Origin of the sequence: Sphingobium sp. Z007 (genome assembly GCF_900013425.1) — a bacterium.
Taxonomy (GTDB): domain Bacteria; phylum Pseudomonadota; class Alphaproteobacteria; order Sphingomonadales; family Sphingomonadaceae; genus Sphingobium.
Window position 1 is genome coordinate 160,001 of sequence record NZ_FBXK01000001.1, and the last position, 13,262, is coordinate 173,262.

6 protein-coding genes, 1 tRNA gene and 2 rRNA genes (1 of these 9 cut by a window edge) are annotated in these 13,262 nt (G+C 58.6%); 8 read left to right on the forward strand and 1 reads right to left on the reverse strand.

The window, feature by feature from the left end; all coding sequences use genetic code 11:
• The 3 genes from CEQ44_RS00730 to CEQ44_RS00740 all read left to right on the forward strand — a co-directional run.
• A 23S ribosomal RNA gene (locus CEQ44_RS00730) occupies positions 1-2,383 on the forward strand (it extends 414 nt beyond the left edge of the window).
• 173 nt (positions 2,384-2,556) lie between these two features.
• Positions 2,557-2,671: ribosomal RNA gene (gene rrf / locus CEQ44_RS00735) — 5S ribosomal RNA — on the forward strand.
• 87 nt (positions 2,672-2,758) lie between these two features.
• Positions 2,759-2,835, forward strand: a tRNA-Met gene (locus CEQ44_RS00740).
• Here CEQ44_RS00740 and CEQ44_RS00745 read toward each other — a convergent pair.
• Positions 2,792-4,525, reverse strand: a complete 1,734-nt coding sequence (locus tag CEQ44_RS00745; protein ID WP_306419119.1) for a recombinase family protein — start codon at positions 4,523-4,525, stop codon at positions 2,792-2,794. The genes CEQ44_RS00740 and CEQ44_RS00745 overlap by 44 nt on opposite strands.
• Positions 4,526-4,817: 292 nt before the next feature.
• Here CEQ44_RS00745 and CEQ44_RS00750 point away from each other — a divergent pair, with 292 nt between their 5' ends.
• From CEQ44_RS00750 to CEQ44_RS00770, 5 genes are all read left to right on the forward strand, one after another.
• Entirely contained in the window at positions 4,818-5,804 is a 987-nt protein-coding gene (locus CEQ44_RS00750; RefSeq protein ID WP_088182693.1) for an AAA family ATPase, read from the forward strand.
• Between the two features lie 55 nt (positions 5,805-5,859).
• Entirely contained in the window at positions 5,860-8,154 is a 2,295-nt protein-coding gene (locus tag CEQ44_RS00755; protein WP_217894988.1) for a S8 family peptidase, read from the forward strand.
• Between the two features lie 205 nt (positions 8,155-8,359).
• Entirely contained in the window at positions 8,360-8,872 is a 513-nt protein-coding gene (locus CEQ44_RS00760; RefSeq protein WP_176400220.1) for a sigma-70 family RNA polymerase sigma factor, read from the forward strand.
• 92 nt (positions 8,873-8,964) lie between these two features.
• Positions 8,965-9,957, forward strand: coding sequence for a FecR domain-containing protein (locus CEQ44_RS00765; protein ID WP_088182690.1), 993 nt, complete (start codon positions 8,965-8,967; stop codon positions 9,955-9,957).
• A gap of 205 nt (positions 9,958-10,162) precedes the next feature.
• Positions 10,163-13,246, forward strand: a complete 3,084-nt coding sequence (locus tag CEQ44_RS00770) for a TonB-dependent receptor (RefSeq protein ID WP_254913966.1) — start codon at positions 10,163-10,165, stop codon at positions 13,244-13,246.
• The last annotated feature ends 16 nt before the right edge of the window (positions 13,247-13,262 follow it).

The following is a 13,262-nucleotide window of genomic DNA, read 5'->3' on the forward strand; positions in this document are numbered from 1 at the left end:
GCACGTGAAACTCTGTCTGAACATGGGGGGACCACCCTCCAAGCCTAAATACTCGTACATGACCGATAGTGAACCAGTACCGTGAGGGAAAGGTGAAAAGCACCCCGATGAGGGGAGTGAAACAGTACCTGAAACCGGATGCCTACAAGCAGTGGGAGGGTCCTTGAGACCTGACCGCGTACCTCTTGCATAATGGGTCTGTGACTTAGTGTATCAAGCAAGCTTAAGCCGTTAGGTGTAGGCGCAGCGAAAGCGAGTCTGAATAGGGCGACCATGAGTTTGATGCATTAGACCCGAAACCCGGCGATCTATGCATGACCAGGTTGAAGGTGCGGTAACACGCACTGGAGGACCGAACCGTTCAATGTTGAAAAATTGTCGGATGAGTTGTGCTTAGGGGTGAAAGGCCAATCAAGCCGGGAAATAGCTGGTTCTCCGCGAAATCTATTGAGGTAGAGCGTCGGATGATTGCCGTTGGGGGTAGAGCACTGGATGGTTGCGGGGGTCGCGAGATCTACCAACACTAACCAAACTCCGAATACCAACGAGTCTAGTCCGGCAGACAGACGGCGGGTGCTAAGGTCCGTCGTCAAAAGGGAAACAGCCCTAACCTACAGCTAAGGTCCCCAAGTCATCACTAAGTGGGAAAGCATGTGGGATTTCCAAAACAACCAGGAGGTTGGCTTAGAAGCAGCCATCCTTTAAAGAAAGCGTAACAGCTCACTGGTCTAAATAAGAGATCCTGCGGCGAAGATGTAACGGGGCTAAAGTGATGCACCGAAGCTTAGGGTTCAGTCTTTTGACTGAGCGGTAGCGGAGCGTTCCGTAGGCCGTTGAAGCGATCTGGTAATGGGTCGTGGAGGTATCGGAAGTGCGAATGCAGACATGAGTAGCGATTAACAGTGTGAGATGCACTGTCGCCGAAATTCCAAGGGTTCCTGCTTAAAGCTAATCTGAGCAGGGTAAGCCGGCCCCTAAGACGAGCCCGAAGGGGGTAGTCGATGGGAACCACGTTAATATTCGTGGGCCTGGAGGTGTGTGACGGATGGCGTAAATGGTCTGGGCTTATTGGATTGCTCCAGGCTGTGAAGTTGTCCCAGGAAATAGCCCCTCCGTATAGACCGTACCCTAAACCGACACAGGTGGAATGGTAGAGTATACCAAGGCGTTTGAGAGAAGTATCCTGAAGGAACTCGGCAAATTGCCTCCGTACCTTCGGAAGAAGGAGGCCCCATATAAGCGCAAGCTCTTATGGGGGGCACAGGCCAGGGGGTAGCGACTGTTTAGCAAAAACACAGGGCTCTGCTAAGTCGGCTTCAAGACGACGTATAGGGCCTGACGCCTGCCCGGTGCCTGAAGGTTAAGAGGAGGTGTGCAAGCACTGAATTGAAGCCCAGGTAAACGGCGGCCGTAACTATAACGGTCCTAAGGTAGCGAAATTCCTTGTCGGGTAAGTTCCGACCTGCACGAATGGCGTAACGACTTCCCCACTGTCTCCAGGATATGCTCAGCGAAATTGAATTCTCCGTGAAGATGCGGAGTACCCGCGGTTAGACGGAAAGACCCCGTGCACCTTTACTGCAACTTCAGAGTGGCATTAGGAAAGAGCTGTGTAGCATAGGTGGGAGGCTTTGAAGCATCGACGCCAGTTGATGTGGAGCCATAGGTGAAATACCACCCTGCTGTTTTCTGATGTCTAACCTCGCACCGTTATCCGGTGCAGGGACCCTCTGTGGTGGGTAGTTTGACTGGGGCGGTCGCCTCCTAAAGAGTAACGGAGGCGCGCGATGGTGGGCTCAGGACGGTTGGAAACCGTCTGTTAGAGTGCAATGGCATAAGCCCGCCTGACTGCGAGACTGACAAGTCGAGCAGAGACGAAAGTCGGTCATAGTGATCCGGTGGTCCCTCGTGGAAGGGCCATCGCTCAACGGATAAAAGGTACGCCGGGGATAACAGGCTGATGATTCCCAAGAGCTCATATCGACGGAATCGTTTGGCACCTCGATGTCGGCTCATCACATCCTGGGGCTGGAGCAGGTCCCAAGGGTTTGGCTGTTCGCCAATTAAAGTGGTACGTGAGCTGGGTTCAGAACGTCGCGAGACAGTTTGGTCCCTATCTGCCGTGGGCGTCGAAATTTGAGAGGAGTTGACCCTAGTACGAGAGGACCGGGTTGAACATACCTCTGGTGTACCAGTCGTCCTGCCAAGGGCGCAGCTGGGTAGCTATGTATGGACGGGATAACCGCTGAAAGCATCTAAGCGGGAAGCCTCCCTCAAGATAAGATTTCTTAGGACGGTCGAAGACCACGACCTTGATAGATCGGATGTGGAAGTGCGGTAACGCATGAAGCTAACCGATACTAATTGTCCTATTCGCGCTTAAACGGTTCCCACAAGGAACCGTAGAGTCCCACCATCAATGACAGCCCTGGAAAACAGGCCGCCAAAACATGGTCGGTTGTTAAGCCAGCCCAGATAAGAAGCTTCACATACAAGCTTATCAAAATACCGTGCACGGCATCGATTAAAACCCCCTTATATGCGCCCGCTTCATTGCTTGGTGACCATAGCGTCTGTGACCCACCCGATCCCATCCCGAACTCGGCCGTGAAACCAGTCTGCGCCGATGGTACTATTGCTCAAGCACTGGAAGAGTAGGGCGTCGCCAGGCATTGCAGCGCGCGCATATATCGGACACAAAACCCATTCACAGTCAAAAAAAGGGCGACCCAAAAGGTCGCCCTTTTATCGTTGGTGGCGCGGGATGGAGCAGCCCGGTAGCTCGTCAGGCTCATAACCTGAAGGTCGTAGGTTCAAATCCTACTCCCGCAACCACCGAAACCGACATACCGGACACCCCTGACGCGAAAGCGTCGGGGGTTGTGTCGTTTTTGGCGGATTGGCGCTGTTCCAGCCATTCGAGGATCGTGCCGAACTCACCGTGGAGTACCGCGTTGACCTCACCACGCTTCGCCCCAGGCGTCAGAACGATGCGCTCGATCAGCATGCGGAGTGCATCGGCCGCTTCTTGGCGCTCCTCCGGATGAGCCAGGGCTTCGGCAAATCTCTCCACCTTGTGGCGATAAATCTCCGAGATGTTAGGATGGATATCCGGTACATCGGCGGGCGCCGCAGCTAGCCGCGCGCGGATAGCATCTTCCCGCGCCTCCAGTTCGAGCAGTTGATCGACGAGCGAGCGCGTTCCCTTGCCTTCCGTCGCGAGCGTCACCAGCCCTTTGATCGCCTTCAGAACCTTGTCGAGCTCAGCTCGATCTGCGCTGTCTGTGGCGCGCCGCTGGCGATTGAGGCGATTGGTTTCCTCGACGCAGGTACGAATGGCTTCAGCAGCTACTTCGGGACTCATCAACCGGTCACGTAGACCGTCGAGAACACGTGACTCCAGCTTCTCGCGCGCAATGCTATGTCCGTTGGAACAGCTTCTCGTGTCGATATGGTTCGAACAAGCGAACCGCCCCTGCCCGCGAAGGGTATAAGACCCGCCGCAGCAGCCGCAGTAAACAAGGCCGGATAGGAGGCTCTTGGGGCGATGAGTCCGGTTCATCGCATTGTGGGCCGAGCGTGTCGCTTCGATGACGCCTGCATACTGAACCGCGATCTGGTCCTGCCGAGCCTTCGCAGCCTGCCACAAGTCGCCGTCGATGATCCGTAGATGAGGCACCCCGGTTACGATCCACTCGGACTGTGGATTGATGCGGGAGACACGCTTGCCGGTCTGGGGATTCTTTAGATAGCGAAGCCGGTTCCAGACCAGCTTACCGATATAGAGCTCGTTATTGAGCAAGCCGGTGCCGCGCTTCGCATGCCCGCGAATCGTAGTCGATGTCCAGAGTTTACCTGTCGGTGCGGCAATCCCCGCGTCGTTGAGGCGGCAGGCAATGGCATGCGGGCTGAGACCGTTGGCGAACTGCCGGAAAACTTGTCGCACGACTTCCGCTTCTGCATCGTTGATGGTGCGCTCACCGTGAACCGCTTCACCTTCGCTGGAAAAGCGCCGCACGACGTCATAGCCATAGCAAAGCCCTCCGCCGGATTTTCCTTTCTCGACGCGCCCCCGCAAACCGCGATGGGTCTTTTTCGCAAGGTCCTTGAGGAAGAGGGCGTTCATCGTACCCTTGAGCCCGACATGCAGTTCCGAAACCTCGCCCTCGGCCAGAGTGACGATCTTCACGCCGGCGAACTGGAGGTTCTTGTACAAAGTCGCGACATCCGCCTGATCGCGTGATACGCGGTCGAGCGCCTCGGCGAGCAGAATGTCGAAGCGGCCCATCTGGGCGTCGTGCAAAAGTGCCTGGATACCAGGACGAAGAATGACGCTAGCGCCCGAGATCGCTGCATCCTTATAGCTGCTCACAATCCGCCAGCCTTCGCGCCCCGCCTGTTCACGGCAAATCAGGAACTGGTCCTCGATAGACGCAGGGCTCTGCTTGTCGTCGGAATAGCGGGCGTACAGGGCAACGCGGGTCATTTTCTGCCTCCTGAATGTGGAAGAAGGATAACATGACATTTGCGGGCCAAACAAGTTGCCGGCCGTTTCTCGGCGCACATGCCGCAAACGCCTGGCTGCACGATAACGTGTGGGCTTTGGATGCCGGGTTGCCTCTCAGCGCGCACTGCCGTGAGCAACTTGGCAGATACAATGGGGATGGGCGATCCTGGAGGGGAATGTCATCTCCGGATCGGCAGAGCTTCTCACCGAAACGCCGCTACGGAAAACGATCTGAGTTTAATCGTAAACATATGGCGAAATCCGGTAGACCGGCTATGCTCGCGGAAGGCAATTTTTACGGCAAGGAACGATGGCGCGCGGTGAGTTGATGAAAAAGCTGCTGGCGAGCTACGGGCGGGAGGAAGAATTCCGAGCCGTTGCTGAGCAGATCATCGGTGAGGAGGAGAAGAAGAACAACCGCGTTCTGGCTCGTTCGCTTCGCCGTTCGCTTGATGCTGGACCTGCGCGCTCTTCACGTCCCAAGGCTCTGGCGCCGCTTATCCCGTTCCCGGAAGCCGCTGGCGATTTCGTTGAATTGGTGGAGCCGACCCACAATAAACAGGACATTATCCTGTCCCCGGAGAATATCCGCATTTTTCTGGGGCTGTTGCGCGAATCCCGGGCGGCCGATACGATCCGTCGGCGGGGCCTCGCCGTGCGATCGAAGCTTCTTTTCTGCGGCCCCCCCGGTTGCGGCAAGACGTTGTGCGCGGAAATTTTCGCAAGCGAACTGGGCCTGCCGCTTTACATCGTAAAGCTCGACCGGCTGATCTCATCCTATCTGGGAGAGACGGCAACCAACGTCCGCAAAATCTTCGAATTTGCCCGCAAGCAGCCTTCCGTGCTGTTTTTCGACGAGTTCGATGCCCTTGCCCGCGCGCGTGACGAGGATGGTGAGCACAATGAACTGCGGCGCGTCGTCAATAGTCTGCTGATCTTCATCGACCGGATCCAACCCAAGGGCTTTGTGGTCGCTGCCACCAATCTCGACCAATCGCTCGACCCCGCCATCTGGCGCCGCTTCGACGAGGTGATCTGGTTTGATCGTCCTGACGTGAGGATGATCGCGCGCTTCCTCAAGATGCGTTTCAAGAACGTTGCTGTAAGCTTCGAGCCGGAAGCGCATCTTGCTGAGCTTGAGGGCTATTCCTACGCTGAACTGGAACGTCTGTGTCTTCAGGCGATCAAGGCGTCGATCATCGATAAAAGAAAAATTGTCAGGGAGAGGGACTTTCTGGATGCCATTGCCGATGAGCGTCGTCGCCGGCGCCGGACTTCACGCATGACCGCTGCCTGATTCGCCCCGAGTGGCACAATATGATCATTTGCAGCTTGTCCGGTTGCCCGAGCGAATGCCGCGTCGAAAGACCGGGGGTGGCGGGCCGCCACCGGCGCGCAATCCTGGCGCCCATAGCGAACGTCTAGGGCAGGAGCTTGATCAGGCAGTTGCGGTTCAACAACGTCGGCGACGCGCCGATGCTGTCGATCCCGCGTTGATCTTGCGGGTCCAGATGAGTGGGCCTTTGCTTGAGGAGGAATGGAACAAGCTCGGTCTCACGGTTCTCTCGATCGATGAGGATCGCACGCTGGTTCTTTTTTCCACCAGCGACGAATTGACCGCATTCCGCCGCAAGCTGGAGAGCTACGGCCAGGGCACTCCTGCAGGACAGCAAAATCCTTCCTTCGCCGGGTTTATTGCCAATATCGAATCGATCGACGAAGTCGCCCCACGCGACCGTATCGGTATGCGCGCGCGCGAAGCTGGACTGGTTGATATCGAGGATTTCCAGCCTGGCGAATCTTATGTCGTCGATATCGAGCTATGGGATCTCGGGCGTCGCGATCTGCGCGAACGGAAGATCGACGATATCGTCGCCTATGCCGAGGCCCGCGAAGGCGAGGAACTCGACCGGCACATCGGCCCCAACCTGACCTTGGTTCGACTACGCTGCGATGGCGGTGTTGCACGAACGCTACTGACGATCGAGGAAATCGCGGAAGTGGATTTACCGCCAGAGCCTGATCTCGTCACCGCGCAGCATATCGACCTGACCCTCGCCGAACTTCCCGAGCCTGAAGCACTCGACGATGACGCGCCGCTTATTGGCATAATCGACAGCGGGGTGAACGACCATCCGCTGATCGAGGATATCATCGTCGGTTCAATCGCCATTCCCGATACATTGGGGACTGCCGATGATCATGGCCATGGCACGTTCGTTGGAGGGATTGCGACCTTCGGCGATTTGCGTGCCCAACTTGGCTCTGGGAGCTTGGTTCGCCAGGCCCGGCTCTGTTCCGCCAAGGTTATCGACAACACCGGCAATTTCCCGAGCAGCCGCTTGGCTCCGCGCCTCATGCGTGAAGCCATCACCCGCCTCAACGAGGAGTTCGGTTGCCGTATCTTCGTTATCGCGCTCGGGGATCGCACCAAGGTGGTCGAAGGCGGCAAGGTTGGTCCGTGGGCGCAGACCCTCGATGAACTGGTTCGTGAACTTGATGTCGTTATTGTCGTCGCCGCCGGAAATCGGCAGCCGCGGCGAGGGATGCGGATCGAGGAGGCCGTCACCGATTATCCGGCCTATCTCATGGAGGACGCCAACCGATTGTGCGAACCGGCGGGCGGCATGAACATCGTGACAGTTGGCGCGATCGCTCATGGCAATGGGCTTAGCCAACGTGCTCAAGACAATGTCGGCGTGCGGCCTATCACCGATATGTTCGAGCCGTCGCCTTTCTCCCGCGCAGGGCCGGGGGTGCGTGGCGCGATTAAGCCAGATTTCACTGATGTCGGCGGTACCCTGATCTACGACGGGCCGACCGCTGCTTTGCAGGGTGGCGAAGTCCGGCCCGAGGCGGGTGTGATGTCGCTCCATTACCGGCCGGTCGATCGATTGTTCGCTGCGCGCTCGGGCACGTCGCACGCCGCGCCGTTGGTTGCCTTCAAGGCCAGCCAGATTCTGGGGCGCTTCCCCGACGCTTCCGCAAATCTCATACGCGCGCTCCTGGCCGGCAGTGCGTCCATCCCCGCCGAGACTACCCGGCGCCTCGCGGGTCTGGGCGATGCGGCCGAGCGGGCCATGTGCGGGTACGGCCGAGTGGACAGTGAGCGGGCGGTTTTCTCCGACGATGCGCGCGTTGTCCTCTACGCCGAGGATAGGCTGTCGATCGATCACTTCGCGGTCTACCAGATCCCGATTCCCGAACCATTCCAGACCGAGCGGGGGCGACGCACGATCCGGATCAGCCTTGCTTACGATCCACCAGTCCGGCACAGCCGACTGGATTATAATGGCGTCTCGATGAACTTTCGCCTCATTCGTGGTTGCGCGCCAGACGACATCTTCGAGCATTTCCGTCGGCGGACGGTAGCGGAAGGCGCGGTTCCCGACATGGCAGCGCGCTTCAACTGCAAACTCTTGCCCAGTTCGACCCTTCGAGAGAGGTCGAGCTTGCAGACCGCGGCCGTGACATTTTCACGCGACGTCAGCACTTACGGCGACACCTATTATCTGGTGGTGCGGTGCGCGGGTGGATGGTCGGGAGACGAGGGGCAGCAGGATTTCGCGGTGACCGTCGAAATTTCGCATGAAGCTGAAGTGGCGCTCTATGAACGTCTCCGGCAACGTACGAGAGTTCGTGTCTGACACTGCCACATGCGACCTGAAGCACGATTGCGGCCCATTTTTCAGGCACCTCGTAAGAAGCTGAGGCCGCTATACAATGAATCTCGGTAAAGTTGGCGCAGGAGAGCGACTAGTGCCGCTGCCGTTTCCCAATATTTGCAAGTGACTCGCATTAATGAATGATGCTAGCACAGGCTGAATTTTGACGGAGTGAAGGGAACTGAGTGTGCCGGATGGGAAGGCCTCCCTCGAGCTTTTCCTCTCGCACCGTGCATCCCTCATCCGTTACGCTAAAAGGATATCTGGCGAGGGGGGCGATGCAGAAGACATTGTCCAGGAAGCCTGGCTGCGCGCCGCCGGCGCAGCCAGGCTTCCTTCTGCCGAAATGATGGCCTATCTGCGCATGACCGTGCGGAACCTCGCCCTGAACCGTATCCGACGCAAACGGATCGAGGCACGCATATTCGACGCGGATGGCGGAACGGGGGCAAGCGACATTCCCTCGGATATGCCGGACCCGGAGGCCGCCGCGATTTCACGTGATGACTATGCTCGGATCGTCGCCGCGCTCCAGGGAATGCCCGACGATATGCGGACTGCGGTGGAGATGCACCGGATCGGCGGCGAAAAGCTCAAGGATATCGCGGCGTATCTGGGGGTCTCCACCACTACCGCGCACACGCTGGTGCTGAACGGAATCGAGCGCTGCCGCAAAGGAGCGGATCGCGGATCGGCATGAGAAAATTTCGTGCGCCGCCGAAAAATCCTCCCGCTCATTTGTTTAATCAATAAGGGGCCATTGTGATAGCGGTCCCGGCAATAAGGGCAATCATGAGCGCTGGACTTGGCGGAGATGGGGCTGAACGCGGTCGAGCCAACCGCGAGGCGTCCAGGTGGGCTATCCTGCTTCAGGAAGAGCCTGAGGATCAGACTATGCGCGCGCAGTTTTCGGCGTGGCTCGACGCAAATCCCGTCCATGGGGCTGCCTGGGCAGAGACGCAGCGCATCAGCCATGTGATCCGGACGGCACCACCCGCTCCCGCGGACCGCTGGCGAAGAAAGAAGTCCATCATTCTTCCATTCGTGCGGAAGGGTAGGGGACATGGCGTCGGAATTGCCGCTCTGGCCGTCGCTGCCTGCTTCGCTATTGTTGCCGGCCCCGGCCTGCTCATCAATCTGCGCGCTGACGTTTCGACCGGAACAGGCGAGATACAGCAGGTCCATCTGGCGGATGGCAGCACGATGCTTGTCGCCCCGCAAAGTGCTGTCGCCTTTGACGTCAGCAAGGGCGGGCAACGACAAGTTCGACTCCTCAAAGGCAGGGCCTGGTTTGAAGTGGCACCCGATCCGGATCGCCCGTTCCAGGTTGCCGCCGCCGATACGACAACTACGGTTCTGGGTACCGGCTTCGAGGTCAGCCGGATCGATGATCGGCGGGCCTCTGTTACCGTAAAGCACGGGCATGTCCGCGTCTCCTGCAACGATCAGCCCAGTCTGACCGAAGCGCTGATGGCTGGAGATGCGCTCAGCCTGCGCTGCGATGACGCCAGTGCCGCCAGAAGCAGCATCGATCCCACACAGATCGCGGCGTGGACCGATAGCCAGATCGTCGTCAGCGACAGGCCGGTCATGGAAGTGATCGACGCCCTGAAGCCTTGGCACAGCGGCGTCATCCTGAGCTTTGGCGAGGGCTTTGCCAAACGGCGCGTCACAGGCGTCTATGACGCGCACGAGCCCGTGCGCGCCCTGCAGGCGATCGCCAAGGCGCAGGATTTGAGGGTGCGCAATCTCACGCCGTGGATCACGGTGATTTCAGCCGAATAGCCATCGCCTGCGATTTTTTCGCCGTCCCCTGCATTTTTTTCCGAAAAACACCGCGCCTGGATTGTTCTTTAAGATAGGGGTAGATGCAATTGCGTCGCAATTGCATTTCTTACTCCGGGAAAAAGAGCGGAAGGGGCGTGCAATTGTGTTTCCGGGGGTTTTGAGATTAAGTAAGAAGCGAGATCGGATTCTGGCGGCTTTGCTATTGGCTTCGGTTGCTGCCGCGGGCGTTGCCGCCCCTTACGCGGCTAGCGCGCAGACTGGCAGCGCAGCGAGCACCAGGGAGTTCAATATTCCTCCCCGCGCGCTGAGCGACGCGCTGACCGACTTCGGGCGGCAATCGGGGATGCAGGTCAATGTGAATGCGGACGAGATTCGCGGGCGATCGTCGCCTGGCGTGTCTGGCCGGATGTCCAATGCACGGGCGCTGAGCCTCGTTCTGGCGGGAACGGGCCTCACCTGGCGGTTGGACAACGGGTTCGTCACCCTTGCGCCGACGCCACGGAACGCGCAAGCCTCCGACAATGCGCAAAGCAACGTGCAGCTTGGCCCGCTGCGCGTGGACGGGGCGCAAACGGGCAACCTCGCTGCCGCACAGGAAACCGGCGTAGAGCGCGACGCTCGGCGCAAGGACGAAATCTACGATCAGGATATTTCCTCCACTTTCGCGAGCCGCGAAGAGGTGGAGCGCTACAGGGGCACCAACACGGCTGATGTGCTCAAGGGCATGGTCAATGTGTTCAGCGGCGACTCGCGCAACGGTGGCGCGCTCGATCCCAGCATTCGCGGCATTCAGGGGCCAGGACGTGTCCCGGTCATCATCGATGGCACTGAGCAGGCGCTGACCGTGTGGAAGGGCTATAACGGCGCTGGCAATCGCAGCTACATCGATCCGAGCCTGATTTCCGGCGTGCAGGTCCTCAAGGGGCCTGTTTCGACACGCGGGGTCAACGGCTCGACCGGTGGCGCGGTCGTCATCAACACGCTCGACGCTGCCGACATATTGAAGCCTGGCCAGAACTTCGGCGTGGAACTCAAGCTGGAGGGCGGCAACAATTCGACCAACCCGCGCTGGCCGACGCTGCTGACAGGGCAGGACTATCGGACTGTACCCGGCTTTCCCACCGGCTTCTCGACCAGCTACCCCTATGGCGACCCTTCGCTCCGGGTGAACTTGCGCACGGAAGACGACAACGAGGCCTTTTCCTTCGGCGATCGCGCGATCCGGATCGCCGCGGCGGGTCGCCTTGGGGATTTGGAGCTGTTCGGCGCCTACGCGTTCCGCGAGCGCGGCAACTATTTCTCCGGCAAGCACGAAGCCGACTATTATCAGCAGGCCGGCCTCCCGCTCAATGCGGCCAATTATGTTCGCCTGCTGGGTCTTAACTACGAGCCCGGCAATGAGGTGCCCAACACGTCGAGCGAGCTGGAATCGGTCATGCTCAAGGCGACATGGAACATCGCCAACGACCAGGCCCTGCAAATCGGCTTTCGCGATACCCGATCCAGTTTCGGCGAGATCATGCCTTCGCGGATCATGACGACCGGCAACGGCTATACGTTCGGCAATATCCAGTGGCCCGAGAGCAAAGTTCACCTCCAGGCCTATAATGCAGAGTATAAATGGCAGCCGGACAGTCGATTCATCGATTTCAAGGCGACGGCGTGGCTGACGGACACGGTGAGCGATACCTATAGCGCGGGCGGCTTTCCCAATGCCGCCTCGTCCGCCAACCCAATCATCGTCAACACGGCGATCGCCAACGCACACAACGATCGTTTCGGCTTCAGTGCGAGCAACCAGTTCAATCTGTCATCGAAACTCAGCGTCCTGCTAGAGGGCAACTGGCAGTACGAGAAACTGCGCTCGGACGATGACTATCTTCTCGCAACGCAGGTGCCCGGTTGGCGGGCTTATCCGCGCGCGGGTCGCCGCGAGGAATATCGCATCAATCTGAGCGGCGAATGGAAGCCAGTCAGTTTCCTCAAGCTTAACGCAGGCATCGCCTATACCGGCTATGGGGCGAAGGATGATTTCCTGCCCAGGCTGATTGAATATAGCGGCGGGTCGATCACCCAATATGTGAACACGAAATACTCAAGCAGTTATATAACCACGGAATCCACGGTCGAAGCCTATGCAGCATCGCGCCGTGAGTTCTATACCGCCCGCGTCGCGAGCGGAGCATTGCTGCCGTCCCAACTGGAGCCTACAATAGCTCGGGAAGTGGCTGCGTTCGCCGCCAACCCCCGAAGCTTCACCTGGACCCATGCCGGCCCCGACTGGGTACCGGATGAGAACGGCAAATACCGCCGCGCAGACAATATCTGCATCAACGGTTTCCTCGACGCCTTGGCGAATGTGAGACAATGCAGCGTTAGAAATGACAACCTGCCCGTCTCCATCACTGAAGCCAAGCGCAAGTCCGGGAATGGTTGGGTGCCCAGCGCATCGGCGACTTTCTATCTGAGCGACAGTAGCCGTGCCTATGTGCGTTATGCCGAAGCCCTGCGCTGGCCCAGCATGTTCGAGAGCACAATCGGCTTTTCCGCTTCGGTCAGTCCCTTGTGGGATCTGAAACCGGAACGGATGAAGTCATGGGAAGCCGCCTTCATCCAGGATTTGCGGCCGCTGTTCGGATTGCGGGGCGAAGATCAACGCGCCGATATAAAGCTGACCTGGTATCACAATACCACGCATGATGTGATCGAGCGCACCAACAATCTGCTGTTCAGCAATATCGACAAACAGACGATCGCCGGCTTCGAGTTGCAGGCGCGCTTCGACAATGGTCGCTTCTTCACCGACATCAGTGCCGGTCATATGACCAAGAACCAGGTCTGTGACGAGAGTGTGGCCGCCACCATCGATATCTCGCGCGGATACCGAGTTCCAAACTGCGTCAAATATGGCTTTGTGAGTAGCTTCCTGCTGACCCAGGCGACGCCGGAGACCAGCGTCAACTGGAATGTCGGTGGCCGCTTCTTCGACCGGCGCCTCGAAGTCGGCGGGCGGACGATCTGGTACAGCGCCTACAAGAATTCCGACCCCATCGCGGAATGGACCACCGGTGTGACCTGCGTTGGCGGGTGCGCGCTCAACATCCCCTATACCTGGGGCGAGATCATCACCTTCGACGCCTACGCGCGCTTCCGGATCAACGAGCGGTTCAGTGCCGAACTGGCCGGCACGAACCTCAACGACCGCTATTACATGGACCCTCTCTCACGCTCGATGCTGCCCGCTCCGGGACGGACGGTGCGCATGAGCCTGACCGGGAGGTTCTGACCCGAGATTCAGGGCC